The following is a 26,249-nucleotide window of genomic DNA, read 5'->3' as shown; positions in this document are numbered from 1 at the left end:
GGTCAAAGATCGAACTTCACCCCTTGCGCCAGTGGCAGGGTGCCGGAGTAGTTGACCGTGTTGGTGCTGCGGCGCATGTAGGCCTTCCACGCGTCGGAGCCGCTTTCGCGGCCCCCGCCCGAGTCCTTGTCGCCGCCGAAGGCGCCGCCAATCTCGGCGCCGGAGGTGCCGAGATTGACGTTGGCGATGCCGCAGTCGCTGCCGGCCACCGCCACGAAGCGCTCGGCCTCCCGCAGGTCATTGGTGAAGATCGCCGACGACAAGCCCTGAGGAACCGCGTTCTGCAGGGCAATGGCCTCGTCCAGCGTGCGGTACTTCAGCAGATACAGGATGGGCGCGAACGTTTCCTGGCAGACCACGGCAGTCTGCGCGGGCATCCGTACGAGGGCCGGATCTGCATACCAGGCCTCTGGGAACCGGTCTTCCAGCACGCGCCCGCCGCCGCTCACCTGCCCCCCTTGGTCACGCGCCTCGGCCAGGGCGGCCTGCATGGCGTCGAATGCGGCGCGGTCGATCAGGGGGCCCACCAGGATGCCAGCGGCGAGCGGGCTACCGATCGGCAGGCGCGCGCGCGCCCGTTCCAGGCGGGCCACGAATTCGTCATGAATGCTTTCGTGCACGATGGCCCGCCGCGTGCTCGTGCAGCGCTGGCCGGCCGTCCCGAAGGCGCCGAAGGCTGTTCCCCGCACCGCCAGGTCGAGATCGGCACTCGGCGCAACGATCACCGCATTGTTGCCGCCAAGCTCCAGAATGCAGCGACCAAAGCGCTGAGCCACGCGGGGCCCCACGATGCGGCCCATGCGCGTGCTACCCGTGGCCGAGACCAGCGCCACGAGCGAATGATCCACCAGCGCTTCCCCCACGTCGGCCTGGCCGATCACCAGCTGCGACAGGTCATCGGGCACCTCGCCGCCAGCCGCGCGGCAGACCGTCAGCGTGCGCTCGAAGATCGCCTGAAGGGCCAAGGCGGTCAGCGGCGTCTTTTCCGAGGGTTTCCAGACACAGGCGTTGCCGCAAACCAGCGCCAGGGCGGCGTTCCAAGCCCAGACAGCCACCGGAAAATTAAAGGCCGTGATGATGCCCACCACGCCCAGCGGCAGCCATTGCTCCATCATGCGGTGGCCCGGCCGCTCGCTGGCGATGGTGAGGCCATGCAACTGACGCGACAGACCGACCGCGAAGTCGCAGATGTCGATCATCTCCTGCACCTCGCCCAAGCCCTCGCTGAGGATCTTCCCGGTCTCCGAGGACACGAGGCGGGCCAGGGTCGATTTTTCGCGGCGCAACCGCTCCCCCAGGAGGCGAACCAGCTCGCCGCGCTGGGGCGCAGGCACATTGCGCCAGACGAGAAACGCCGCGTACGCGCGATCCACCGCCGCCCTCGCGTGCGGGACACTTGTTTCGTGCACGGCGCCGACCACCACGCCGTCGATGGGTGAGCGGGCTTGGAGCGTTCCGCCGGACAGCGCGCCGCCAGGCACGCCCAACTGAGCCAATGATTCGACGAGGTCGGGTCTGGACATGGTAGGGGTCGTGAGGTTCATGCACCGCTCGCCGCGGCCGGGTTGATCTGGATGAATTCGCGCCTGAAGGGCACGGCATCGGGTTCGATGGTTTCTTCAAGCTCGCGCGCCGCGCGGTGCCCTTGCCAGACGGCTGCGGCCACGGTGCCCGGAGCGAAGCTGTCGCCGATGTTGCGCACCTCGTGAATGCCGGCGCCTGCCCACTCGGCCTGGCGCGCTTGAAGCGCACAGTGCAGCGCATCTTCGGGGTCGCGCATCGTCACCAGCAGCAGGCTGGCGCAGTCCACCCGCAGCTCGGTGGGCGTATAGACGCTGCTCAGGCAGATGCGCAGTAGGCCCTGCGCGTGGCCGGGCATGTCGACCCGCGTGATCTCATGCGTGGTGTGGATGGGCACCCCCCAGCGGATGAGCTGGCCCTGCACGCGTGACTGCTCCATGGTCATCACCGTCCATTCGCCAAGCACGGTGGACGGGGTGGCGATGATGACTTCGCACCCACGTGTGTGCAGGAGCTCCGCCAGCAACCCGGCCATCACGTAGTGGTCGTCGTCGTAGATAAGGACGGGCGAGGGCGGAATGCGGCCTGCCAGGACATCATCCGGGCTGAAGACCTGCGCAGCGGCGGCATCCAGCCCGGGGATCGGCACGCGGTGCTGGCGGCCAAGCCCATCGCGGCGCCAGCGTGAGCCAGTGGCCAGGAGCACATGCCCGGCCCCCCAGGCCAGCACGTCGTCGGCGGATAGGCGGCTCTGACGATAAATGTCGACATTGGCCATGCGCTGAAGCGCCTGCTCGCGGTATTCGACGACCCGCCTCCATGAGGCCAGGCCGGGCAAGGCGGCTTCGTGCAGGATGCGGCCGCCCAGCTGGTCGCTGGCATCGGCCAGCGCCACCGGATAGCCACGCTGGCCCAGCGCCCGCGCCGCCTCCAGGCCTGCGGGTCCGGCGCCCACCACGAGGACTTTGCCCGATCCCCGCGCCGGCGCAATGCGCTCTGGGTGCCAGCCGCGGCGCCATTCCTCGCCCATGGTCGGGTTCTGGGTACAGCGCAGGGGCACGCTGACCTGGTCACCGGTCACGCAGATGTTGCAGCCGATGCACTCCCGGATGTCATCGCTGTGGCCTTGCTCAATCTTGCTGGGCAAGTAGGGGTCGGCGATCGACGGGCGGGCGGCGCCAATCAGGTCCATCACACCGCGGCGGACAGCTGACGCCATGGCATCGGGCGAGGTATACCGCCCGACACCGACCACCGGCTTGGTGGTCAGACCCTTGACGAAGCTGATGTACCTCTCCTGGAACCCCTCCTCCGCGAAACGGGCAGTGACGCTGTCGTTGCTCCAGTCAGCGAGATTCACATCCCAGAGGTCGGGCAGCTCGGCCAGGCACTCGATGACTTCGCGACCCTCGGCCTCGGCGGTGATGCCTTGCGGCCCCAGAAGTTGATCCACTGCAAAGCGCACCACCACGCCGCAGCGGTCACCCACGGCATCCTTGGTGTCTTCGATCAGCTCCCGCAGGAAACGCGTGCGGTTCTCGATGCTGCCGCCGTATTCATCGTTGCGGCGATTGGTGCGGCGAGAAATGAAGTGCATGGCCAGCGCGAGGTCGTGCCCGGCGTAGCAGTACACGAGGTCGAAGTCGGCGCGCTTGGCGCGCAAGGCCGCAGCCCGGTGCCAGCGGCGCACATCGGCGATGTCCGCCTTGCTCATGGCCCGCGCCTGGATTGGGTCGGCCAGCCGTACCGGCAGGTGCGACGGCGCCATGGGAATCTCGCGGCTGAACCGGTTCGGGGTCGCATACCCGTTGAACATCAGCTCGATGCCAGCCAGCGCCCCGTGCGCATGGCAGGCCTCGGCCATCAACGCCAGCGGCGGAATGTCGGCATCGTCCCAGAGCCTCCCCTCCAGCCAGGGCGCTATCTCCGAGTGAGGGCTGACCTCCACCTCCTCGGTACAGACCACCCCCCATCCGCCTTCGGCCTTGACGCCACGCATTGCCGCCAGGGCCTGCGGCCGCGCATGGCCCATGCCGTTGCAGTGGGGGACCTGATAGAAGCGATTTTTCGTGCGCACGGGGCCGATCTGCACCGGCTCGAAGAGGATGTCGTGCTGAGGGGGTCGCATGTCAATGGATCTCCATAAGGACCGATCGGTCGGTTTTATTTTAGTATCACGGCCGCCCCGCCGCTTGTCAACAGCAGTTGCGCGAGGGAGCGCACTCTGTCCGCAGGCCACGCCTACAAGACACTTCAGCCCGTGAAGTCCGGCGTTCCTTTCCCGCCCTTTCGCACGCACCATGAACCGCCCTGGCCTCGCCCGGTTTACCGAAGTAAACCAGTCCGAGTCAGTCTCTCGACCATCACGGCCATCCTGGCGGCAACGTCAGCGGCTTCGGCTCAAAGATGGGCTCAACAGTCTTCGCCCAGAAACGTTCAAGGGCGTTGCTTGGGTTCAGACTAAGAACTATCCCCACAGTGCCGGCGGCGGTGCACCAAGTTGAGCTCCCATGTAGGCCATCGCAGGATGCCGGTCAGCTGCCAGCAGCAACGGGCCGTCCAGATCCACAAAGCGGCAATGCTGGGCCACGATGAAGGCCGGGGCCATCGCCAACGAGCTGCCGCCCATATTGCCCACCATCAGGCCGAAGCCCAGCTGCCGCGCCGCCTTGGCCAGCGCCAGCCCCTCACTCAGGCCACCGCACTTGTAGAGTTTGGTGCTGATGTACTGGTACAGGCCCTGCAGGCCGTGCAGCGAACTCCGATCAGTGCAGCTTTCGTCCGCGGCCAGCGGGATGGGCGAACTCAGCCCCGCCAGCTGGGCGTCCGCGCCGCGCGGCACAGGCTGTTCAATCAGCTCCACGCCATAGCTGCGCAGCCCCGGCAGCAGCTTCTCCAGCAAGCTGCGGTCCCAGGCCTGGTTGGCATCGATCACCAGGCGCGCGGTGGGGTGCTCCTCCTTGCAAAGGCGCACCATCTCCAGATGCCGCTCGGCATCGGCCTTGATCTTCAGCAGCGGCATGTGGCGGGCGGCGCGCGCCTTGCGGCGCACATCGACCTCGCTGCCCAGGCCGATGGTGTAGGCCGTCGATACCGGTTCCACCAGGCTTTGCCCGGCCAGCTCCCAGGCATGCGCGCCCGCTTGCTTGGCGTGCAGATCCCAGAGCGCGCAATCAAGCGCATTGCGCGCGCCGCCGGCAGGCAGTCATGCCATCAGATCGGCCGGCGTCACGTCGTCGTGCAAGCGCGCGCGCAAGCCATGCAGTTGCGCCGCCATGCTGGCTGGCGTTTCCCCGTCATATGACACGCCGGCGGCCTCGCCACGGCCGCAGCGGCCCTGCGCGTCCTTCAGGCTCGCCACGATGACTGGGATCTCGGTCAGCACGCCGCTCGAGATTTCAAAGGGCTCGGCGAGCGCCAGGCTTTAGGTATGGATGTGGAGTTCGAGCGTCATGAAGGTGTGCTGCTGAAGGTGATGATGTCGCCCGGGGCGGCCAGGCGGGCGCGGTACTCCTGCCAGGCCGGCGCGCTCATGAAAGAGGAATTGATGCTGATGCCGGCGCAGCGGATCGCCGCATTGGTGAGGCAGCCAGCACGCAGATCAGTCTGGCGTCGCCCAGCCGATACTCACGCCCACTTGGCGCTTGGCGTTCGCACCAGAAATGGTCACTGAGGCCGATCCAATGCGGCACCATCTGCGTGTTCAGCACTTGCTTGCTGGCCATCAGCTCAGAGCGGGCCTCAGCACGCCGATGGAGCTCACGCACCGAGCAAGCTGCGCCAACATTCAACTTGAACTGGGACATGACGTGCTACCGCGCTGCGGGGAGCGGGCCCATGAGTGTGTCAATGAAGAAGGTCGCGCGCATCGCCATCATGTCGGGCCGCTGCAGTGAATCGCTGACACTGTGACCACCACCATCGGGCTCCAGGAACAGCACCTTGGCATCAACGTCCATCAGGCGCTTCGCCAGCTTGCGTGCGTGACCCGGGCCGACACGGTTGTCGGTGGTCGCCACGGTCACCAGAAAGGCCGGATAGTCCTGGCCTTTGCGCACGTTCTGCACCGGCGAGTACTGGGACAGCCAGGCTGCATCCAAAGGGTTCTTGGGGTCACCGTACTCGTTGATCCAGGCGGGACCCTCGCCCATCTCTGGAAAGCGAAGCATGTCGGCCAACGGCACGTCGCTGACGATGGCCCCGTAGAGTTCGGGGCGCTGTGTGCCGGCAACGGCTGCTAGCAGGCCGCCGTTGGACGTTCCGAACACGCCAAGTCGCGCCCGATCGGTATAGCCGCCCTGAATCAGGGACTCGGCGACAGCATGGAAGTCGTCATAGGAGTTTTGGCGCTTCTCTCGCATGGCGGATCGATGCCACTCCGCACCGTATTCACCGCCGCCGCGAATGGCCGGCACCACCAGGGCACCGCCGCGCTCCAGCCAAAGCTTGAGTGTCGCTCCGCCGAAAGCAGCACCTGAGAACCCGGTCGTGAAGTAGCCCGGACCCATCGAAATTCCGAAGGCGCCATAGCCCGTTATCAACGTAGGCACGGGCTTGCCTGCGGTCTGTTTAGGTCCTACGCGGAAGTACTCCACGACCTGGCCGTCACGGCTCTTCGCCTTGCACAGTTCGACGCGCAGGCCGCTAGCATCGAATTGGGCCGGCTGGCGCTCCAACACCGTGTGCTGCCCGTCGCCACGCACCCACTCCTGCACGGGCGGCGTCAGGAAGCCGCTGCTCAGAATCACGAAGCCGTCAACGCCGCCCCCCGACCCAACCACGGAAGAACTCACGCCGGGCACCGGCTCGACGACCCGACGGCTCTGCCACCGGCCATTCTCCAGACGGGCCACATCGACCCAGAGGCTCAGGCCGGACCTCATGGGCACAGCAACCGACTGGTCGCTGACATGAATGCCAAAAACCGAGTCCACAACCTCGCCGGGCTTGGCGCGGTAGACCAACTCGACGGATGACTGCTCACCGAGGCCAGCGTCGAGCCGGGCGGCGATCAAGCTGTCTGCAGGCACAAGCTCGCCGTTCAGCGTCTCGGCCGAACCCAGCATCGCGAACACACGTTGGGCATTGGCCGCAAAGCCGAACTTCAGCGCTGTGGGCAGTTCGAGCTTGCGAACGCTGCCGTCGGCCATCACACGATGCAATACGAAGGTCGTGTAGTCGACGACCTGAACCAGCACCGCCTGGCCATGATGCCCTGCAGGCAAGGCCTGGAACTTGGCATTGCCCGCGGGAATGCTGAGCACTGGCCGCGCCTTCTCGAGGGCCGTGCCACGTTTCCAGAGCAAGGCTTGCGCGGGATGGCCGGTCATGGTCCTCGGCGCATCGCCCAGGGTGTGGCCCACCAACAAGGTGTCGGCATCCACCCAGGTCGCGGTATAGCGCGACCTGGCCAACGCAAAGCCGCCCTCAACAAAGCGGCCGGTCGACAAGTCGAATTCCCGCAGCTCCGCCTCGTCGCCGCCGGCTTCATGCAGGTCCAACAAGCAGCGCTCATAGTGATGCGCCAGGCATGACGCGTTGCTCCAGTACAGGCTGTAGTCCTTGCCCTCACTGGCGCCGAGGGCGCCGACGTCAAGCACGGTCTTCCAACGGCCGAGGCCCTCCTTGGCGCGAGTCGCGGTCTGCAACAACCCCCTGGGATGTGAGGCGGTCTTGTGCAGGCGGACGGCCAGGTGGCCCGCAAATGCGATCTCTGAAACTTGCCCGGCGCTAGCGTTGATTTGCGTCAGCTCAGCAAGCAGGCCGGCGTATCGTTTCGACGATTGCAGAACCTTGATCGAGTTCTGCGTGGCCCTTTGTGCCCATTGGAGTGCCTGCTCGGAATACGGAGGCTCCAGCCACAGCAGAGCATCTGCGTGGTCTTGTGCGAATGAAGAAGTCATGATTTTTGTGAGTAGTACAAACAGGTGGCGCCGGTCGGCGGTCGTGTCACAGCCCGAAGGCGGTCTTGGCATCGACCGGCGAGCTCAGGTCGCCGAGAAAGAGCAGATAGGGTTTTCTGAGTACCAGCATGGCGGTGGCTGCCCCTTCAAGCCGCCGCTGCGTGCGGATTGGCCACGCGCGGCCAGTAGTTGAGATCGCGCGCCTTGAACGGGATGGTGGCGAAGCTGGGCATGACGGCGCCCGGCGTGGCGGCATAGAGCACCGCCTTGGCGATGGGTGCAAAGTCGGCATGGAAATGCTGGGTGGACTTGACGACGACGAGCTTCTTGTCGTCCAGGCTCAGGCCCAGGCCGGTGAAGGCATCGGTGCCCATCACCTGGTCGCGCACCGAGGCCAGCAGCAGATGCACATCGTTGGCCGCCTCCACCCACACGCTCAGGCCCATCGGAAACCGCCCGCTCACGCCCGGCAGGCTTTGCGAATGCTGCTCGGCGATGCCGCGCACCGTGACCTGCAGGTCCACCGGGTCGCCGGAGCTGGGGCCACATTTGCCACCCACGCGCAGGGCGACCGCTGCCCCCACGCCGGCATTGCGGCAGATCTGGATCGCACCGAGGTCCCAGAAGGCGCCGATGACGGCATGGCCGATGCCGCGCTCGAGCAGGCGCCGCAGCACAAAGGTGCTGTCGCCCGGCGCGCCACCGCCGGGGTTGTCGGCCACGTCGGCGATCACCACCGGTCCGCCCTGCAGCTGCAGCGCCTGGTCCAGCGCCTGCTCCAGCGGCACCGCGTTGTCGCCGGTGAGCGCGCGCAGTGCCCAGAACTCGCGGCCCAGCTGCTCGGCCAGGGCTTGGGCCCGGGCCGGGTCGTGGTCGGTCACCACCCAGAGCTTGGCGCCGGACTCGGGCACATCGCCCCAGGGGAAGCCATGGCCCAGCGAGATCGACAGCACGCCGTCGCGCCCTTCCAGCGCCTGCATGCGTTGGACGAAGCCCATCATGGGCTCGCGCGTGGTGTGCCACAGGCCCACCATCTTGCAGTCGAACACCGCGGTGGTGGGCCGCAGCGCACCCCGCGCGGTGCGCAAGAGGATGCCGTAGAGCTCGCGCGCCCGCGCCTCGCCGTCAATATGGGGGTACTCCTTGAAGGCGATGATCACGTCGGCCGAGCAGCGCATCAGCTCGGTGAAGTGGCAGTGCAGATCGAGCTCGACACCGAAGGGCACGTCGGGGCCGATGATCTCGCGTACCCTGGCCATCAGGTCGCCCTCGCAATCGTCATAGCCTTGCGCCACCATGGCGCCATGCAGAAACAGCTGCACCGCATCCACCGGCATGGCGGCCCGCAGATCGGCCAGGATCTGCTCGCGCAGGTCCTCGTAGACGGCGCGTACCGTGGGCCCCAGGGGTTGGGCAAAGGCACACAGGCTCTCCACCATCTGGTGGCCATCGCCCTCCAGCAGGTCGCGCATGAAACGCATGAAGACACCGGTGCCGGCGGGCGCCTTCACGCTGGCGTCGCCGCGGTAGATGCCGTATTCCTCGAACCCCCCCCAGCCGGTGGGGGCGGCGGCGAAGGTGTTGGTCTCGGTGGCGAGCTGGGCAACAAAGAATTTCATGCGCACGCTCCCTTCAATCGGCCAGGCGCTCGAAGCGCATCTGGCGGGTACGCATGGTGTTGATGCGGAAGGCCGCCATGCGGCCGTCGGCGCCGGGCTCGGCGCTGAGCACGCCATACATTTGCGAGCCGCCGACGCGCCAGCCGAACACCGCGGCCGCGAACGCCTCCAGCTCCAGCGCGTGGCGGCCGTAGGCACCAAACACCTCGAGCAGCAACTTCTCGCCCTCGAGGCGGACCACCGCCTCGGCGTCCAGATCGGGCGCGCGGTAGCGGCCCAGCAGCGCAGGCGCCACCTCGGCGAGCGCCGGCGGCGTGGCCGGCAGGCGCTCGAAACGCTCGGCCAGCCCGCCCTCGCTGAGCTCCAGCACCGGAGGCGCCTCGCCCGTGTTGGCCACGCCAGCCAGTGCGGCGAGCGGCAGGCTCAGGCTCCCCCCCCCGGTCGCGTCCTCGAAGCCGATCTGCAACAACTCGCCGCGCTGCTTCAGCGCCACCGGCGGCATCTCCAGAAAGTTCAGGCCCAGGCGTGCGTCGGGCGCCTCGCCAAAGCCAAACACCAGGCCCGAGCCGCTGGCGTGATAGCGCGTGCCCAGCAGGGGCTTGAAGCTGTCGCTGGCAGGCTTGACATCCACAGGGCCCAGCAGCGCCTCGCCCAGCATGGTGTCGATGATCTTGTAAGCCAGCTCGATCGGGTTGGCCGGGGCCCCGTTGGTCATGATGATGATGTCCAGCGCCTGGCTCGGCACGGTGATCATCTGGCAGAGGCCGCCGACCACCCCACCGGGATGGTGGATGACCTCCACGCTGCGGTAGGCATGCACCAGCAGGCCCAGTCCATAGGGATTCAGCAGACCGCTGTTGAGCCTGGCGGGCGTCACCATCTGCTGCCAACTGGCCGCGCTGCCCACCGTCTTGGCCGGGGCGCGCAAATGCGCAAGCCAGCTCAGCATGTCGTCGATGGTGGAGATCATCGCGCCATCGCCGCGCACCTCCTCGGTATTGAAGATGCCGCGCCGCCAGCCGCCGCCCTGCTCGGGCGGCAGCGCCTCGTGCAGGGTGGCCATGCCGCGATGGATCTCGAAGTCGCTGGGCACCGAGGCGGTGTCCTGCATCGCCAGCGGCGTGAAGATGCGCGCCTGCAGGAACTGCTCGAAGGGCATGCCGCTGACGCGCTCGATCACCAGCGAGAGCAACTGGTAGCCGCCGTTGCAGTAAATCATCTTCTCGCCGGGCGCGAAGTTGACTGCGGTCTGGCGCACCTGGATGGCAAGCGCCATGCCCTTGGGCTGAAACGCCATGCCGTCGGACAGAAAGCCCACATCTGCATAGCAGCGGTAGCCACTGGTGTGGCTCATCAGCTGGCGCAGGGTCGGCTCGCCCGCCAGCACCGGCAGCTCGGGGATGTAGCGCCGCACGCCGGCGTCGACATCGAGCTTGCCGTCCTCGGCCAGCAGCAACACGGCCAGGCAGGTGAAGTGCTTGCTGGTGGAGCCGATGCGCATGCGCGTCCAGGCCGTGTTGGCCACGCCGAGTTCGACACTGGCCAGGCCGAAGCCACGCCGGTAGAGCGTGCGGCCATGCTGGGCCACGCCCACGACCAGGCCCGGCGCGTCGCTGCGGTTGAAAGGCTCGAACAAGCCATCCAGGGCCGCGACACCGGCCTTGGCCTCGGACGCCTTGCCGCTCACGCCTGCTGCGGATGTGGATTCACTCATGGGACAACTCCAGTTTGCGGGGGTAGTTCAAATCGGGTCTTGCCGGACCAGATGGGGATGAATGCTTTGCACGGTCGCGGCGACTGCCTGCTCGGCCGACTTCATCAGCAGCGCCGCCAGCGCGAAGGCGAGCGCGCCAACCAGCGTCACCGCCATCAGCAAGCCTTGCGGTGTGGCGCTCAGGAGGTCGGACAGCGCGCCCACCAGCACCGGGCTGAGCGCGCCCAGCAGCACCGACACCACGCTGGCGATGGCGATCAGGCGCGAACGCAGGTCTACCGGAGCCATGTCCTGCAACAACGTCGGCATGAGCACGCTGCCAGCGATCAGCGCCATCACCTGCACGCCGAACAGCAGGTAGAGCGTGCCCATGTTGGGCGCCAGCGGCATCAGGCCGGCCGCCAGCGCCGCGAGGCCGGCGCCGATGGCGGTGACGCGCATCGGCAGCGCCAGGCCAAGGCGCTGCCCCAGCAGCCGCATGCCCAGCGCGCCCATCGCGGCGCCGGCCGCGGTGCCGAGCAGATAGGCCGCCCCCATGCCCTGACCCACCGCAGCAGCGTCAGCGCCGAAGCTGCGCGTGGCAATGACGGGCAGCCAGTTGCCGCTGGCCGCCAGGCCCAGGCCGGCCAGGCCCGAGCCGCCGAACACCCCCACCATGCAGCGCAGATGAGCGCGCGCATAGTCGCGCAGCGCCGGCCGGGCGGTCGCAGTGCTGGCCGATTGGCTGCTGGCGCGCTGCGGATGCAGGCGTATCAGCAGCACCGCCAGCGCCACCAGCGGCCCCTGCAGCGCCACCGCCAGAAAGGTCAGGCGCCAGGACTCCAGCCCCTGCAGGGCGGCGGGCAGCAGCGGGCGCAGCGCATCGAGGCTGTGCACCATGGCGCCGCTCAGCGCGATGCCCAGGCCCGTGCCGAAGATCGCCGCCAGTGCGTACACACCGTTGGCCAGCACACGGCGGCGCGGTGAAACGATCTCCGGGATCAGGCTGAAGACAATGGGCGAGAGCCCCACCTCGCCGATGCCCATGCCGGCCGCGGCGAGTAGCAGCGCCGGAAAATCGGTGGCCATGCCGAAGGCCGCCGTGGCGACCGCCCACACCAGCACGCTGGCGGCCAGCACGCTGCGCCGGCCATAGCGGTCGGCCAGCCAGCCCAACGGCACCGCCGCCACGCCCCCCAACAAGGTGATGCCAGCACCTTGCAGCAGGCCCAGCTTGGTGTCGGTGAGCTGCAGCGATTGGCGCATCGGCTCGGCCAGCAGCACCAGGATCTGACGATCCAGCCCACCGAACACGGTGGCCACGATCAGCACCAACAGGCCATAGGAACTGAGGGCGGCGCCAACCCAGCGGCCGGCAGGCGTGCGCGGCTCTGCCGCCATCCTATGGCACCCATTCAATGAGTTATGCATGAGGTCGAGCCCGGTTGGGAGAGAGGGCGGCCGGCCGGTGGCCGGTGCTGGCCTCAGAAGGGCAGGGTCAAGGTGGCACCCAGCGTGCGCGGCCGCCCCAGCGAGACCCAGGCTGGGCCGCCTAGCGCCTGCGCCGTGCTCTCGGACGCGAGCTGGGCACGCTTGTCGAACAGATTGCGCACTAACAGGGCCAGGCTGGCGCGCTTGAAGTCGATGCCGGCCTGCAGATCGGTGATTGCATAGGCCGGCAGGCGGTACAGCGGCACGGCGGCGCTGCCTTCGAAGCCGGCATTGCGCTGGCCCACATGGCGCTGGGTCAGACCCACATAGCTGGGATAGCCGGCCAGGGCGAAGGCATAGCTGGCGCTGAGCGTGGCGGCAAAACGGGCGCTGGTGGGCAGGCGCGCACCCGCCGGGGCGCCGAGGCCGGGCGCGTCCTCGCTGAGCTTGGCGTCGATGAGAGTGGCATTGCCGGCCAGGGTCCAATGCGCATCGGGCCGCCAGCTGGCCGCCAGCTCGGCGCCGCGCACATGGGCCGCGCCGGCATTCACGATCACTGTCACGCCGTTGACCGGCATGTACTGCTGCAGGTCTTTCCACTGGATGTCATACACGGCCGCCTCGAGCGACAGGCGCTTGTCCAGCAGATCGGCCTTGTAGCCGGCCTCGATGCTGGCGAGGGTGTCGGGTTGGAAGGTGGGCGGCGCCAAGGGCTCGCCGGTGGTGGCACTGCGCAGCACCGCGTTCGGGCCGCCGGGCCGGTAGCCGGTGGCCGCGCGCGCATAGAGGTCGCTGCGCGCGTCCAGCGCATAGCGGGCCGTCAGCAGCCAGGTGCGGCTGGTGTCGCTGGAGTTGGCATCGACGGACTGTGCCCCGCCCACCAAAAGCCCGTCGGAGCGCTGCACATAGTGTTGCTTGTTGCGCGCCACGCGCAGGCCACCGGTGAGCGCCAGGCCATTGGCGAACTTCCAGGTCACGTCACCATAGGCCGCCAGCTCTCGGTACTCGGCCGGAAACTCGAAGATTGCCAGCTGGGGGCCGGGCGAACCATCGGGCAGGCTGCTGCTGACGAGCTGAAGCTGGTTGCTCCGCTCCTCGTCGTAATAGAGGCCGGCCAGCCATTCGAGCTGCTTGTCGGCCTTGGAGGTCAGGCGCAGTTCCTGGGTGCGCTTGTCCAGCGCCAGCGCGGTGTTCAACGGCGTGCTGCCCAGGCTCAGGCCCAGGCTCTGCAGCAGCGGCAGATAGCCGGCGCTGAGGTCGATATTCACCTCGGAGCGGAGCTTCTGCCTGGAGCTGATCGAGTTGAAGCGGGCCCAGCCGAAGTCGTATTCGAGATCGGCGGAGAGCAGGTCGACCTGGACCTGGTAGGGCTCGGCCACCAGCAGGCGACGCATGCGCTCGCCTTCGACAGGGCGCCCGCTGGCGGGGTCGACGTCGACAAAATCCGTACCCTCACGCTTGATCTTCTGGCTCGTGGCCGTGAAGCGCAGCTTCAGGCGGCTGCCCGGCGTGACCAGCAAGGAGGCGCGCGCACCGCGGGTGTTGCCGCCATCGCTGTTGGCGCGGCCGGCCAGGCCCACGGTGTCGGTGCTGCCGCCCACGCTGTCGCCAAAGGCCGAGAGGCGCAGGCCCGCCACATCCTCCTTCAACGGCACGTTCACGACCGCGCCGAGCGCATGGCTGGCCGCGCCGCCGCGCGTCACCGATGCGCCCAGGCTGAGCTTGCCACTGAGCTCATAGGTGTCGGGCTCGTTGGTCACGTACTTGAGCAGCCCGCCCATCGCGCCGGCGCCATACAGCGTGCCCTGCGGGCCGCGCAGCACCTCGATGTGGTTCAGGTCCAGCGAGCCCATGTCCAGTGCCATCTGCGCGCCGTTGGCAAAGGGGCCGCTGGAGCCAAACGCGACATCGTCGACATAGACACCCACGGTGGCGATGGTCTGCGCACCGGTGCTGACGCCGCGGATGCTGACCGATCCCACGCCGGCGCCGCCGGTGCTCTTGACGTCGACACCCGCCTCATTGGACAGGTAGTCGCTCAGGTTGGTGGCGCCATTGCGGTTGAGCTGCTCGCCGCCGATCACATTCACCTGCATCGGCACCTCGCGCACCGGCTCGCGGCGGCGGCTCGCGCTCACCACCACGGTGCCCAGGTTGCTCACTTCGTCCTGCACGCGCTTCTCGGGCACGGGCGGGGGTTCGGCGAAGATCACCACCGCACCCGAGACATCGCGCCGCACCGCGAGCGAGGTGCCCTCGAGCAGCTGCTGCAGTGCCTCCTCGGCCGAGGCGCTGCGCCTGAGGCCCTTGCTGCTGCGGCCCTTCACGTCTTCCAGCTTGTAGATCAGCTGCGTGCCCGATTGCGCGGCATAGGCGTCGAGGGCGGCCTTGAGCTCGCCGGCAGCGATGTCGAAGGGGCGCGGTTGCGCCTGCACGGCGGTGCCCAGCAGCGGCGCACAGCTCAGCGCCAGGCCGGCCATGGGGTTCAAGCGAGTCATCGGTTTCATGTGCGTCCTCGTCAGTATGGCGTGAGTGCCCTCTGCAAAACCAAGACGAAGCCGGACGCACAATCCGCTAGCCGTCGCGGGTATACACCGAGAAGAAATAGTTCTTTTGCCGAGGCCTACCGGATTCGTACGGCTGCTTCGTCTAAGGCGTGAAGGCAGCAAGGAGTTCCGTTGACACAAGATGAGCTGAGCGCCTGGTTCGTCGACCAGGTGCTGCCGCTGGAAGGCGTGCTCGAACGCTATCTGCGCCGCAACTGGCGCGATGGCGACGAGATCGCCGACCTGCGCCAGGAGGTGTATGCGCGCGTCTTCGATGGCTGTGCCCAGGGCCAGCCCGATTCGGCGCAGGCCTTCGTGCTCTCGACCGCGCGCAACCTGCTGATCGACCGCGCACGCCGCGCCCAGATCGTCGACATCGAGACCTTTGCCGACATGAATGCGCTCGCCCCCACGCTCGATGAACTCAGCCCAGAGCGCCACCTGGCGGCGCGCAGCGAGCTGCGCCTGCTGCAGCGCGCACTCGATCTGCTGCCGGCCCGCTGCCGCGAGGTGGTGGAGCTGCGCAAGGTCGAGGGTCTGTCGCAACGCGAGGTGGCAGCGCGCATGGGCATCAGCGAAGACACGGTAGAGAAGCAGGTATCCAAGGGCGTGCGCGCCCTGGCCCTGGCCTTGCAGGCCACCGGTCTGGGCAGCGACGCGAAGGCCGCGGCAGCACAGGCCTCGCAGCGCAGGGGACGGACCACACAATGAGCAGCGTATTGACATCAATAGAAGCCCGTGCGGCCGACTGGATCGCCGAGCGCGACCGTGCCGGCAGCGCCTGGCCAGCCGAGCGCCAGGCGGCGCTGGAGGCCTGGATCAACGCCGCCACCGCGCACCGCGTGGCCTGGCTGCGCCTGGATCAGGCCTGGCGCCGCGCCGACCGACTGCGTGCGCTGCAGCCGGCGCCAAGCCCGCCCCTCGCCAGGGCACGCCCTGCACCCAGGTGGAAACAGCAGCGGCGCGCCATCGGCGGCACAGTGGCCGGGCTGTGCCTGCTCGAGCTCGTGGCCGTGAACGTCGGCATCGCCCCGGTGGGCGGCGCCGACACGCAGAGCTACGCCACCGCACGCGGCCAGCGCGAGGCGGTGGCGCTGACCGATGGCTCGCGCCTGACGCTCAACACCGCCACCAAGCTGCGCACCGCTGTGACCCCCAAGCAGCGCGAGGTCTGGCTGGAGCAGGGCGAGGCCTTCTTCGACATCGCCCACGATGCCAGCCGCCCCTTCGTGATCCACGCCGGCCGCCAGACCGTCACTGTGCTGGGCACCAAGTTCTCGCTGCTGCGCGAGGGCGAGCACCTGCGGGTGGCTGTGCTGGAGGGGCGCGTGCAGGTGCAGGCGGCGCAGAGCCGCCCCGCCGTGCTGGTGCGCGACGACACCGCAGTGGCCGACGCCAGCAATGTGCTGGTCAGCAAGCAGACCAGCCAGCAGTTGAATGCCGCGCTCAGCTGGCTGCAGGGCAAGCTGGTGTTCGACGAGGTCAGCTTGGCCGAGGCGGCCAGCCAGTTCAATCGCTACAACCGCAAGCAGCTCGTCATCAGCGACGCGGCCGCCGCCAAGATCGGCATCGGCGGGGTCTTCGACGCTAACAATGCCGAGGCGTTTGCACGCCTGCTGCATGTGGGCTTCGGGCTGCAGGTACAGGTCAGTGAGGAGGAAATCCGTGTCAGCAGCGCGTCGGCACCCTAGCGCCTTTGGCGCATTGGCATGCGCGCAATGATGCCAGGCCGCGTTCATCGCGTGGCGCAAAAAGTGTTGGTTTTGGGTGCGGGCATGGTGGGCACCTGCGCGGCACTGGAATTGAGCTTGCGCGGCCATCCTGTCACTCTGGTGGACCGGCGTGCTCCGGGCGGAGAAACTTCGTACGGCAATTCGGGTGTTATCCAGCGCGAAGCGGTAGAACCCTATGCCTTTGGGCGTGATTGGCCAACGGTGATAGCTGCAGCCCTGGGCCGCAGACTCGACATCCGCTATCAACTTGATGGCCTATGGGCCGCAGCACCTCAACTGCTGCACCATTGGTGGGTCGCAGTCCTGCCGCGGCCTGGATGAAGCTCGGGCGCAGCTCGGATGTGGTCCGGATGCGGCACGGATACAGCAGGGGTGAACAAGACTGCAGGTTTGTCGCTTGCCATCGTGTCCGCCTTCCCGTGGACATGATCCTTGCCGGATCAGCAGCCAAATTCAAGGTAGGTTGGCCAGACGGCTACGGATCGTGCACTCCTGTAGCTCACCCAACGCGGCATCTCTCTGGTGACACCCGAGATGCTAGGACAGTGCGTCTCCAGAGTGACCCCCAGCCAAGAAGTCCAGGAACAGAGTCGATGCTGTGGGGAAGCAATGTACGTGCAGGTATCCGGAAATTGGTCTGTTGCAGATCTATCGCACGTCCGTCGACGCGCTCAGCCAGTCGAAATCGACGAGCCGGCATGGGGGCCTGATCCGTTGCCGCTGTGGCGACGCCACAGCGCGACTAGCAGGTGCAGCCCGATACCTAGCAGCACGAGCAGCACGCTGCCGAGGCCCCAGAGCACCCACGTGGCGATCGTCACGCCATCAGCCAGAGCGGGGGCAGCCTGCAACAGGTTCTCGACCATCGGCGCCAGGCCCGCCAAAACCTGACTCACCCACTGCGCGACCTCCGGCGGCACCCAGGGCTCCAGCCAATCCGGCAATCGAATGCCGCCGACGCCCGGTGCGGCACCGGCGAGCCCCCCGGCATTCAAGACGGACCAGATCGCAACGGCATGCAACGCCCAGGCGAGCAGGGTCCAGAGGGCTAGAAGCGCAACGACGACAAACCAGGTGAGGGCATAGAACATGATGCGGACTTCGATGGCGATGAGATGAGATGACAGATAGTGTGGCCATCAAGACGATTCGAGCAAACCATGTTATTTCTCACTTAGGATTCGGTTTTTCCGAACTGGAGAGAACATGCTGAACTATCGCCATCTCCACTACTTCTGGGTCGTAACCAAGGAAGGCGGTTTCGCCCGTGCTGCCGAACGGCTGGACATGGCGGTGCAGACAATTAGCGCGCAAGTGCGCGAGCTGGAAAAGTCGCTGGGTCACCAACTGCTCAAGCCTTTGGGCCGTGGCGTGGCCCTCACAGAGGCGGGTCAAGCCGCCTTCGCGCGAGCCGAGGAGATTTTTCAGCTGGGCCAGGTCATCCCCGACGAGGTGCGACAAGCGGCCAGCGGCAAAGTGGCGCGCCTAGCGGTCGGGCTCTCAGACGGGATCTCCAAGCTCGCGGCCCATGCGCTGTTGGTGCCCGTCTTGAGCACCCCCAACCTTCGGCTCGTCTGCCACGACGGAGAATTCGAACAACTACTCAGTGAATTGGCGCTCCATCACCTCGACCTGGTGCTTGCCGGCCAGGCGGCACCGCGCAACCCTAACCTGCGCCTCACCAGCGAGCGACTTCTCGATTCACCAGTCGAGTGGTACGGACCAGCCGGGCTGGTCGGCAAGGCCGAGCGCGATAAGTTCCCTCAAAGTCTGAACGACGTGCCGGTGTTACTGCCGACCGGACATTCGGCCTTGCGCCCGAGGCTGGATCAATGGTTCGAGATGCAGGGCCTGCGCCCGAGCATTGTCGGCGAGTTCGAAGACAGTGCTTTGTTGGCCGTGTTTGCGGCCCGCGGGCTTGGCGTGTTCCCGGTCAGCCGGCTCGGGGCAGACGACCTAGGCCTGATGCGCGGCCTTCGTTTGCTCGGTAGCAGCGATGGCGTAAAGGAAGAGATTCACGCCATCCGCTCGCGCCGCGGCCAGCATCATCCGCTCGTGGCGCAGGTGGTTGCTGCGGCACGCCCGTGATTGCTTTCTGGGCGACTCCAATCACACGTCTTGGCGGCGCGTCGACTTCGCGGCACTCGACTCCCGCCCATCGACAAGTTTCCAGTGGTGCTGCGCCGCCTCCACAACCATGGTCTCGCCGTCGGCCAGGTGACCGTCTGCTCGGGCTGCGGCCAAGGATAGACGCAGGATGGTCCTTTGCAGCGCCGGATCCGATATCTCGGCCATCAATGACGCCAACGTTCTGTCATCAACGTTGTCCATCAGCGAACCCGTCGCGTAGCCGCCAGCCAGCAGCTCTTCGCACAACGTGTGAACGATGTGCGGCAGGAGCTGGGGCTCCAGACCGAGTTCGCGCTCCGCGCCCAGCTGCTTGAGGATATCGAACTCGGAACTGCACACATGGCCGTCGGAGATGAGGACCAACGCGACGATGCGCGCGGCGGCTTCTGGGCTGTTGTGGGGGTAGCTGCGCACGATGAAGCTCCTATGAAGTAAGTCTGTCTGCGGAGAACAACACGGGGGCGAGGCTCAGTCGCCCCGGTACGGATGCCGGCCGACCAGCGCGCGTTTGCGGCGGTCGGCCCGGATCGGGATGGGCACAAGCAGCGGCGCTTGCTGCGGCGCGCACCTCTTGAGCAACTCCTGCAGCGACTGCAGGCTCTGCCCGAACCGGGCAAGCAGTAGGGACGCGGAAGGCAACGAGAGCTTCATGGCTGTTGGTCGGAGAGTGTCGATGGATTGGAATATGCCTCCGGCACAACTTCGGAAGAAGCGGCATTTTTGAGACTTCAACTCAGGAAAATACGAACCTGTTACAGCGCCCCTTGATCGATCTCAGTCCGGGCGCTGCTGGTCACCAAAGACGGTGTGCTCACCGTCCTTGCGATCGTCGCCAGGCGCGTCGTACAGGACGAGCCAGCGTGCCTAGCCTTCGGACAATGCGGGCGGCAGGTTACAAAGCGCCTCGGCTCGGTTGGTGCCGCGTCCGTGCGGCAGCGACTCGGTCAATGCCTCCTCGAAGCGCACTGGTTCGCGGTTGACCGCCACCGAGCGTCGGGCGGCGTGCCACTTGAAGACGCGAATCTCACCGGTCAGCACCATAGTCGGGCCGGCCGAATAGGGGTCGTCGCCGAAGAAGTGCGTATCTCTGACGCAGGGGCCGGTCAGTTGCAGAGATGCTTGCGAACCAGCGTGCCGCGAGTCATCCAGGGGCCCCAATCGTAGGTGGTCACCGAAGGCCTCGACCGCCCTGTGTGTGGGGAGCTTCTCCAAAGAGGTGCCAAGCAGGCTTGCGCGTTGCAACGCGTGCTGGCGTCGATTGCGAAGCGCAGAAATGTGCGGCCTAACCTTCGCCCCGCGCTCAGGTTTATCCGATGTCCATGTTCTGAAAAGCCTGCTTTCTCAGAACGGGTTGGTGATCCACATTCCGCTGGTCCCTCAACCGTTGGAGAACTGTGATGCAAGTGCTCTTCAAGTCCCGCCATCCGCAAGCCACCGATTTGCGCGACCTGACCGAGCGCCGCGTGCGCTTCGTGCTGCGGCGTCTGGGCTGGCTCGTGCCAAGCGCGGAGGTGAGTATGTCGGACGTGAACGGACCGCGCGGCGGCGTCGACAAACGCTGCCAGGTGGAACTCCGGACCGACGGCGCAGGATCGGTTGTCGTCACCTCCGTATCCCATGACTGGCGCACCGCGCTGGACAACGCGTTGGCACGCGCCGCACGGTTCCTCATGCGCATGTGGCGCCGGGGGAATGACACCCGCCGCATTCGCCAACGCCTCATCGGTCACGAGTGCTGAACCCGAACCACACAGGACTCGACACCATGAACTCCATGACGCCCAACCACGAGCACGGCCGAGGCCCGCAAGGCAGCCGCAAGAAATCCTGGCTGAGCAACATCTTCGACTGACCCGAGCCCATCAAGCTGCTGCCTTTGTGCGTGGCACTGGCTGAGTGCGACGCGGATGTCGCGCTGGGCAAATCGAACGCGCTCTTCGCCGCAGCCGAACATTGGGGCTTGCACAGTAAGATGTTTCGGTAGTCGTACCGAATCTGATCGGCTCACAGCAACTCACTACAAAGACAGTCATGCAATCCATCGGTTCCCCACTCATGTGGTCCTTGTTCGCGGCGTTCGTGCTCGTTGCGCTGCTGGTCGACTTCTTTGCGATGAGCAAGCAGGGGGCACACCGCGTCAGCACCCGCGAGGCCGCCACCTGGTCCATTGTCTGGGTCGGGGTGTCCTTCGTCTTTATGGGCTGGCTGTGGTGGTATCTCGGCGGCGCCGGCGAGGATGAGGCCGCCCGCACGCTGGCCAACGCCAAGTCGCTGGAGTTCCTGACCGGTTACCTGATCGAGAAGGCGCTTGCAGTCGACAACATCTTCGTGTTCCTGATGTTGTTCACCTACTTCGCGGTGCCAGCCGAGTTCCAGAAACGCGTGCTGATGATAGGCATCCTGGGCGCGCTGGTGCTGCGTGCGGTGATGATCCTCGTGGGCGCTTGGCTGATTGCGCAGTTCCACTGGATTCTCTATGTGTTCGGTGCCTTCCTGCTGTTCACCGGCATCAAGATGTGGTGGGCGGCCGGCCAGGAGCCCGACCTGGACAACAACCCCGCTCTGAAGTGGATCCGTAGCCGCTTCAGGATTGCCCCGGACTACGACGGCGAGAGGTTCTTCACCGTGGTGGGAGGCGTCAAGATGGCCACACCGCTGCTCGTGGTGATTCTGCTCATCGGTATCGTCGACATCGTGTTCGCGGTCGACTCGATCCCGGCGATCTTCGCGATCACGACCGACCCGTTCATCGTGCTTACCTCCAACGTGTTTGCGATCCTGGGCTTGCGCGCGATGTATTTCCTGCTCGCCAACATGCACGAGCGCTTTCACCTGCTCAGCTATGGTCTGGCGATCGTCCTGGTGTTCATCGGTGCAAAGATGCTGCTGATCGACATCTACAAGATTCCTGTGGTCTTCTCGCTCGGCTTCACCGCGGTTACGCTTGCCGTGACGATGATCCTGTCACTCAAGATCCCGCCCAAGGGAACACCTGGCGGCGCCTATCCGTTTGGTGCGAAGAAGCAGGACGAGCAGACGTAGAGTTCCCGACTCCCTTGTTGCGAAGGGCATCCTGCCGGAACCGGCGTGCTGACGCGACGCCTTCAGGCGACACGCTTAGCGCGCCGCCGCGCGGGCGGCGCAAACAGTTCGTTGCGTGCCGCCTCGGTGATCGCAGTGACGCAGGGGTGCGTGATGCGGCGCTCGATCGAGATCGCGAAGAACTCTTCAACGACCTCGGGCGCGGCGCCGAGCGCACGCACGCCATACTGCTTCTCGATGTCGCGTTCGAGCACCGTGGGGCCGACGAAGATGCCCATCCCCCGCCGCCCAAACTCCTTGGCGAGAGCACTGTCGTCGCACTCGCCGACCACCCGAGGGTGCAGCGACCGTTCCTGCAACCAGGATCGTAGGCGCTGCCCGACTGCCGATTCCTCGGCCGGCATCAGCAGCGGCGCGCCGTCGAGGCAGGCCGGAAAGCGCCCCTTGCATGAGTCCAGCAGCGCAGGTGCCGCAAAGAAGCTGACGCCGCAGCTGCCCAACCGGTGGTTGAAGGCGCGCACGCTGAGGCCTGTGGGGATGGGGGCATCCGCGATCACGAGGTCGAGCCGGTGCAGGGCCAACTCACCGAGCAGCGTGTCGAGTTTCCATTCGCGGCAGACGATGCGAACGGGCTCTGGCAGCTGCGAGGCCGGCTCGATCAGCCGGCAGGCGATCGTTTTCGGTACGGCATCGGCCACGCCGACGCGAAACTCGAGCAGTTTTTCCTTTCGCGGGTGATCACGCACAGCCTCCTCGAGCTCGGCGCCGATCGAAAAAATGTCCTCGGCGTAGCCCAGAACCATGCGTCCGGCCTCGGTCAGCACCAGGCCGCGCCCGCTCTTGGCGAAAAGCGGGGTCCCGAACGCCTCTTCGAGGAGTTGGATCTGCCCACTGATGGTCTGCGGTGACAGGTGCAGCTGTTCACTGGCGCGCAGTACGCCACCGCTTTTGGCCACCTGCAGAAAGTAGTGAAGGTGCTTGTAGTTCATATGCGCTGTTCGTTCAGGTCCGATGATTGCAACCACAATTGTCCGGTTTATTCGGACGAATTCAACAAAACAATCTGATTTTCACGGGAAGCGCCAAGCCCTAAATTGAGCGTATTGCCACACACGGCGAAGCGAGAGGTGCAAAGTGATTGTCGATATCCACGGTCAAGAATTCACGGTGACGGCAGCGCTGGCCGAGCACGTTCGGCGCCGACTGCGCTTCGTACTGACTCGCCACAGTGACCGCATCCAGCGGGTGGCCGTCCGTGTCGGCGACGAGAACGGGCCGCGCGGCGGGGTGGACAAGTACTGCCGCGTTCAGGTCCACCTCCGCGACGCACGCGTCGCAATGGTCGAGGACGTCGGCGTCGACATGTACGCCGCCATCGACCGCGCCGCCGAGCGCGTTGGCCGGGTGGTCGTCAAGCACCTCGACCGCGCCCATCCGGTGCGCGGCGCGATGCGCCATTTTGTACGGCCGGCGCGTAACCGACACGAGCCCGTGATACCCGGCCACCACCAAGGAGACTTCACATGAGAACAGACACCTCCATCTGCAACCTGTGTATCAGTCTGCTCGCGCCGTTCGGCTTTGGCAGCAGCAAGGACTGACAGCCCTTTGTCCATCCCCTCGGGAGAACTCCCCATGGCCACGCTTCTACTGCCCTGCGACGGGACGTCCAACGCGCTCCTTGCGGTCCGGCACGCGATCGACGCGTTCCGCCGTGGCGACGTGCTGATGGTTCACGTGATCAATGTACAGCCGCCCTTCTCGGCCTACGTGGCACGGCACGTCAGCCGGGAGTTGCGCACCGACCTCCACCTTGAGCGTGCCGAAGAAGCGATTGGCGAGGCGCGGCAGCAGCTCGAAGCCGCCGGCGTACCCCACCATATTCACACCGAAGTGGGCGATAGGGCTCGCTGTATCGCCGTCGCGGCACGCCGCCTGCACTGCGACCGAGTCGTCATCGGCACGGCGCGCAAGAGCGCCCTCGTGCGCGCGGTTGAGAACTCGCTCACCGCTCAGTTGCTCGAACACTGCTCGGTGCCAGTCGAGGTGATCGGCAGCGCCCCGGCCGCCGCTCTGGAGCGCGTCGGCATTCCGGCTGGCGTGGGTGCTGGCATGGCGCTTCTGTGGGTCGCCGGATCGTGAACGAACCTTGCAACGCCCCTTCGCGACCGGCATCGCCCCTCCCGTCACCGCGACGCTCAAGTGGCGCTGCTTCACCGGGCACGGTGAATGCCTGTGCTACAGGCGGGGGGCCATTTGACGCCCCGCCGCTATCGCCGGCACACCGCATACCGCGCCACCGGCCATCAATACTCGATCTCTTCTTGCGCAACCTTTCTGCAGGAGACCGCACATGAGAACCCATTCCTGATCAAGCGCGCGTTTCGATACCCGCCACTTCGTATGGGGATGGCTGCTGCTGGCGACCTCCGTCTGCCTGCTGGCCGTTCCTTGGCGCCCCCTTTGACCGGAGCCCTCCCATGAACGCCCCCGACCCGCAACTCCGCTCCTACCCCTGCAACAGTGCCGAGGCTGCGGCACGTATCGTCGCGCTTGCGCTGATCGCCAACGGCCGCATCGATGCAGTGGAATCTGCAGCTCTCGACGCGCTCCAGGCCCATGAAAGGCTCGGCCTCACCCGCCAGCAGTGGCACGGTGTGATCCACGACCTGTGCGCCGACTTGCTGGGTCCCGCCCGATGCGGCGATGAGGGCTGCATCCCCAGCGAGCTGCTGAATCGCATGTTGGACGAAGTCGACGACGACACCACGCGTCGTCTCGTGCTGCGGCTGAGCTCGGCCGTCGTGCAGGCCGACCGGCAGATCGACGATGGCGAATCCATCCTTCTGCTGGCCGCGATCGAGCGGTGGGGACTGCATCCCGACGACCAAGCGCTCCTCGAACCCATGCTCTGCGGCGCGGACTTCCAGGTACGGCAGCGCGGCACCGCCACCGAAGCTGGGCAAAAGCTGCGCCTTCGCTGAGATCACTTCATCCGAGAACCCGCCATGACGCCGATCCTCGATCTGCGGCCCGAGCTGACGCGGGTTCCCGCCGCGCCAGTTCCGGCGCAACCGCCGGTATGTGGCCAACACGGCACTGCACACGACCTGCTGGGCCTGCTGGGTGCCCCCGGCACCGCCTCAACGCGGGAGCATGCAATCTGCCTGCAGGTCCGCCGTCTGCCTGCGCGGGCCACCCTGTTCCATGAGGGAACACCGGCTGATGCGCTGCAGGCCGCGGCCCGCTCATGCGCTGGCTGCGCGCCCACATGCGTATTGCGTCGACCTTTCACGGTGAGAAGTTCTTCGTGCGCGTCGATGGCGTGCGATGGGCCACCCCAATGTTCCTCGTACTGATGCTGATCGAGGCGAGCGACCTGGTGTTCGCTGTCGACTGCATTCCGGCCATCTTCGCGGTGACCACCGACCCGTTCATCGTGTTCACGTCCAACATCTTCGCGATCATGGGGCTGAGGGCGCTGTACTTCCTGCTCTCTGACATGGCCGAGCGCTTCGACTTGCTCAAGTACGGCCTGGCATTGGTCCTGGTGTTCATTGGCGGCAAGATGCTGATAGCGCCTTGGTTCCATATGCCGGTGCAGTGGTCTCTGGCCATCGTCGGCTCGGTGATCCTGGTCTCCATCCTGCTCAACCTCAAGTTCTCCACCCGCAAACTGGACAGCCCTGCAACATGACCATCACAACGCCTTCCTCGATCCCGGCTCCTGATCGAGCGGCACGTGACGAACACGGTCGGCTGGTGGCCGCCAGTTGGGGAACGAATTCGGACCACCACGTTGGTCGCCCAAGCCGCTGGCTTGTCGCCGTAGACGGCTCGGAAGGGTCTTTGCGCGCCGCATCGATGGCGGCTCGGGTGTCGCGCGCCGATGCCGGGTCCATCGCCGGCCACTACGGGTCGGTGAGTGTGGTCACGTTCGCGGTCGGCACGACCTACCTGGCCCGCCTCGGACATGAGGCCGAAGGCTACATGACGGTGCTGCTCGTGCTGCTGGAGTTCCCGGCTCTGGTGATCGGCGTGCTGCTGGCACGCCGCGGCGAGACTGGCACACCTTGGGGCAAGGTGCTTCATGACGTGTTCGCCGGCAAGAGCATCGTGCTGCTGCTGGGCGGACTGGCGATCGGCTGGTTTGCCAGCCCCGGCGGCATCGCGCCGCTGGACCGCCTGTTCTTTGACCTATTCAAGGGCGTGCTCGCGTTCTTCCTGCTCGAGATGGGCCTGGTGATGGCGAGTCGCTTCGACGAATTGCGCCGTGCCGGGCCCTTCCTGCCGCATTCGCCGTCGTCATGCCGCTGTTCTCAGCCGGCCTGGGCTTGGCCACGGGCATGCTGCTGGACCTTTCCGTCGGGGGCGTGACGCTGCTGGCCACGCTGTACGCCAGCGCGTCCTACATTGCCGCGCCTGCGGCGATGCGGTTGGCCGTGCCTCAGGCCAATCCGGCCTTGTCCCTCGGTGCGGCACTGGGCATCACGCTCCCGTTCAACCTGCTGGTGGGCGTCCAGCTGTACCACCGGCTCGCGCAGCAAGCGGTGAATTGAGCGCCATTACGACAACTATTCGATGGTCCTGTTTCTGGCCGACGTCGAGGTGTTGCGACCCGAAAAATTCTG

The 26,249-nt window shown here is 66.3% G+C and carries 23 protein-coding genes and 3 pseudogenes; 12 read left to right on the top strand and 14 right to left on the bottom strand.

From position 1 onward, the window contains the following. Nucleotides 1-2: 2 nt before the first annotated feature. From amaB to DES47_RS23910, 4 genes are all read right to left on the bottom strand, one after another. Nucleotides 3-1,523: an L-piperidine-6-carboxylate dehydrogenase gene (gene amaB, locus DES47_RS23925; RefSeq protein WP_133703328.1), complete on the bottom strand. Its 1,521-nt coding sequence runs from the start codon at nucleotides 1,521-1,523 to the stop codon at nucleotides 3-5. 17 nt (nucleotides 1,524-1,540) lie between these two features. After that, nucleotides 1,541-3,649: an oxidoreductase gene (locus DES47_RS23920; protein WP_133703285.1), complete on the bottom strand. Its 2,109-nt coding sequence runs from the start codon at nucleotides 3,647-3,649 to the stop codon at nucleotides 1,541-1,543. 339 nt (nucleotides 3,650-3,988) lie between these two features. Beyond that, complete coding sequence (locus DES47_RS23915; RefSeq protein WP_133703284.1) at nucleotides 3,989-4,624, bottom strand: enolase C-terminal domain-like protein; 636 nt, start codon at nucleotides 4,622-4,624, stop codon at nucleotides 3,989-3,991. A gap of 102 nt (nucleotides 4,625-4,726) precedes the next feature. Next, nucleotides 4,727-4,906: a hypothetical protein gene (locus DES47_RS23910; RefSeq protein ID WP_133703283.1), complete on the bottom strand. Its 180-nt coding sequence runs from the start codon at nucleotides 4,904-4,906 to the stop codon at nucleotides 4,727-4,729. Nucleotides 4,907-4,951: 45 nt separating this feature from the next. Between DES47_RS23910 and DES47_RS23905 the strand changes: the two genes are divergently transcribed. Next, the gene (locus DES47_RS23905; RefSeq protein ID WP_133703282.1) at nucleotides 4,952-5,194 is read left to right on the top strand and encodes a hypothetical protein; all 243 of its coding nucleotides are present in this window, start codon (nucleotides 4,952-4,954) and stop codon (nucleotides 5,192-5,194) included. A 139-nt stretch (nucleotides 5,195-5,333) separates the two neighbouring features. On the opposite strand, the gene DES47_RS23900 is transcribed toward DES47_RS23905, so the two are convergent. The 5 genes from DES47_RS23900 to DES47_RS23880 form a co-directional block, all read right to left on the bottom strand. Then, the gene (locus DES47_RS23900; protein ID WP_133703281.1) at nucleotides 5,334-7,424 is read right to left on the bottom strand and encodes a prolyl oligopeptidase family serine peptidase; all 2,091 of its coding nucleotides are present in this window, start codon (nucleotides 7,422-7,424) and stop codon (nucleotides 5,334-5,336) included. A gap of 146 nt (nucleotides 7,425-7,570) precedes the next feature. Next, on the bottom strand, nucleotides 7,571-9,043 hold the full coding sequence (locus tag DES47_RS23895; RefSeq protein WP_133703280.1) for a M81 family metallopeptidase: 1,473 nt from the start codon (nucleotides 9,041-9,043) through the stop codon (nucleotides 7,571-7,573). 13 nt (nucleotides 9,044-9,056) lie between these two features. Further along, nucleotides 9,057-10,757, bottom strand: a complete 1,701-nt coding sequence (locus DES47_RS23890; RefSeq protein WP_133703279.1) for a serine hydrolase domain-containing protein — start codon at nucleotides 10,755-10,757, stop codon at nucleotides 9,057-9,059. Nucleotides 10,758-10,784: 27 nt separating this feature from the next. Beyond that, nucleotides 10,785-12,137 (bottom strand): MFS transporter, encoded by a 1,353-nt coding sequence (locus DES47_RS23885; protein WP_166652139.1) that lies wholly within the window; start codon nucleotides 12,135-12,137, stop codon nucleotides 10,785-10,787. 83 nt (nucleotides 12,138-12,220) lie between these two features. Next, nucleotides 12,221-14,674 (bottom strand): TonB-dependent receptor, encoded by a 2,454-nt coding sequence (locus tag DES47_RS23880; protein ID WP_243748441.1) that lies wholly within the window; start codon nucleotides 14,672-14,674, stop codon nucleotides 12,221-12,223. Nucleotides 14,675-14,845: 171 nt separating this feature from the next. Here DES47_RS23880 and DES47_RS23875 point away from each other — a divergent pair, with 171 nt between their 5' ends. From DES47_RS23875 to DES47_RS23865, 3 genes and pseudogenes are all read left to right on the top strand, one after another. Continuing rightward, nucleotides 14,846-15,424 (top strand): RNA polymerase sigma factor, encoded by a 579-nt coding sequence (locus DES47_RS23875; protein ID WP_243748440.1) that lies wholly within the window; start codon nucleotides 14,846-14,848, stop codon nucleotides 15,422-15,424. Nucleotides 15,425-15,432: 8 nt separating this feature from the next. After that, on the top strand, nucleotides 15,433-16,404 hold the full coding sequence (locus DES47_RS23870) for a FecR family protein (protein ID WP_166652138.1): 972 nt from the start codon (nucleotides 15,433-15,435) through the stop codon (nucleotides 16,402-16,404). Between the two features lie 30 nt (nucleotides 16,405-16,434). Next, nucleotides 16,435-16,758: pseudogene (locus tag DES47_RS23865) on the top strand (FAD-dependent oxidoreductase); the annotation flags it as partial. Nucleotides 16,759-17,117: 359 nt separating this feature from the next. On the opposite strand, the gene DES47_RS23860 reads toward DES47_RS23865, so the two are convergent. Continuing rightward, entirely contained in the window at nucleotides 17,118-17,537 is a 420-nt protein-coding gene (locus tag DES47_RS23860) for a hypothetical protein (protein WP_133703276.1), read from the bottom strand. 115 nt (nucleotides 17,538-17,652) lie between these two features. Between DES47_RS23860 and DES47_RS23855 the strand changes: the two genes are divergently transcribed. Further along, complete coding sequence (locus tag DES47_RS23855; protein ID WP_133703275.1) at nucleotides 17,653-18,534, top strand: LysR family transcriptional regulator; 882 nt, start codon at nucleotides 17,653-17,655, stop codon at nucleotides 18,532-18,534. A 21-nt stretch (nucleotides 18,535-18,555) separates the two neighbouring features. On the opposite strand, the gene DES47_RS23850 is transcribed toward DES47_RS23855, so the two are convergent. From DES47_RS23850 to DES47_RS23840, 3 genes are all read right to left on the bottom strand, one after another. After that, complete coding sequence (locus tag DES47_RS23850; protein ID WP_133703274.1) at nucleotides 18,556-18,990, bottom strand: tellurite resistance TerB family protein; 435 nt, start codon at nucleotides 18,988-18,990, stop codon at nucleotides 18,556-18,558. 54 nt (nucleotides 18,991-19,044) lie between these two features. After that, nucleotides 19,045-19,227, bottom strand: a complete 183-nt coding sequence (locus DES47_RS23845) for a hypothetical protein (protein WP_133703273.1) — start codon at nucleotides 19,225-19,227, stop codon at nucleotides 19,045-19,047. Nucleotides 19,228-19,440: 213 nt separating this feature from the next. Further along, nucleotides 19,441-19,788, bottom strand: coding sequence for a DUF3616 domain-containing protein (locus DES47_RS23840; protein ID WP_208115103.1), 348 nt, complete (start codon nucleotides 19,786-19,788; stop codon nucleotides 19,441-19,443). Between the two features lie 185 nt (nucleotides 19,789-19,973). Here DES47_RS23840 and DES47_RS23835 point away from each other — a divergent pair, with 185 nt between their 5' ends. After that, nucleotides 19,974-20,315: an HPF/RaiA family ribosome-associated protein gene (locus DES47_RS23835; RefSeq protein ID WP_133703272.1), complete on the top strand. Its 342-nt coding sequence runs from the start codon at nucleotides 19,974-19,976 to the stop codon at nucleotides 20,313-20,315. Nucleotides 20,316-20,607: 292 nt separating this feature from the next. Further along, entirely contained in the window at nucleotides 20,608-21,618 is a 1,011-nt protein-coding gene (locus DES47_RS23830) for a TerC family protein (protein ID WP_133703271.1), read from the top strand. A gap of 62 nt (nucleotides 21,619-21,680) precedes the next feature. On the opposite strand, the gene nhaR is transcribed toward DES47_RS23830, so the two are convergent. Continuing rightward, complete coding sequence (gene nhaR / locus DES47_RS23825; protein WP_133703270.1) at nucleotides 21,681-22,607, bottom strand: transcriptional activator NhaR; 927 nt, start codon at nucleotides 22,605-22,607, stop codon at nucleotides 21,681-21,683. A 145-nt stretch (nucleotides 22,608-22,752) separates the two neighbouring features. Here nhaR and hpf point away from each other — a divergent pair, with 145 nt between their 5' ends. From hpf to DES47_RS23800, 5 genes and pseudogenes are all read left to right on the top strand, one after another. Continuing rightward, nucleotides 22,753-23,145, top strand: coding sequence for a ribosome hibernation-promoting factor, HPF/YfiA family (hpf, locus tag DES47_RS23820; RefSeq protein WP_133703269.1), 393 nt, complete (start codon nucleotides 22,753-22,755; stop codon nucleotides 23,143-23,145). 108 nt (nucleotides 23,146-23,253) lie between these two features. Beyond that, nucleotides 23,254-23,760, top strand: a complete 507-nt coding sequence (locus DES47_RS23815; protein WP_133703268.1) for a universal stress protein — start codon at nucleotides 23,254-23,256, stop codon at nucleotides 23,758-23,760. Nucleotides 23,761-24,098: 338 nt separating this feature from the next. Beyond that, complete coding sequence (locus tag DES47_RS23810) at nucleotides 24,099-24,602, top strand: TerB family tellurite resistance protein (RefSeq protein ID WP_133703267.1); 504 nt, start codon at nucleotides 24,099-24,101, stop codon at nucleotides 24,600-24,602. A 254-nt stretch (nucleotides 24,603-24,856) separates the two neighbouring features. Beyond that, a pseudogene (locus DES47_RS23805) lies at nucleotides 24,857-25,315 on the top strand (TerC family protein); the annotation flags it as partial. Further along, nucleotides 25,312-26,177, top strand: a pseudogene (locus tag DES47_RS23800) (sodium-dependent bicarbonate transport family permease). The pseudogenes DES47_RS23805 and DES47_RS23800, both read left to right, overlap by 4 nt. The last annotated feature ends 72 nt before the right edge of the window (nucleotides 26,178-26,249 follow it).

Origin of the sequence: Roseateles toxinivorans, from assembly GCF_004362525.1 — a bacterium.
Classification (GTDB): Bacteria; Pseudomonadota; Gammaproteobacteria; order Burkholderiales; family Burkholderiaceae_C; genus Paucibacter; species Paucibacter toxinivorans.
The sequence above is the reverse complement of the archived record's forward strand: the minus strand, read 5'-3'. Positions and strand labels throughout refer to the sequence as shown.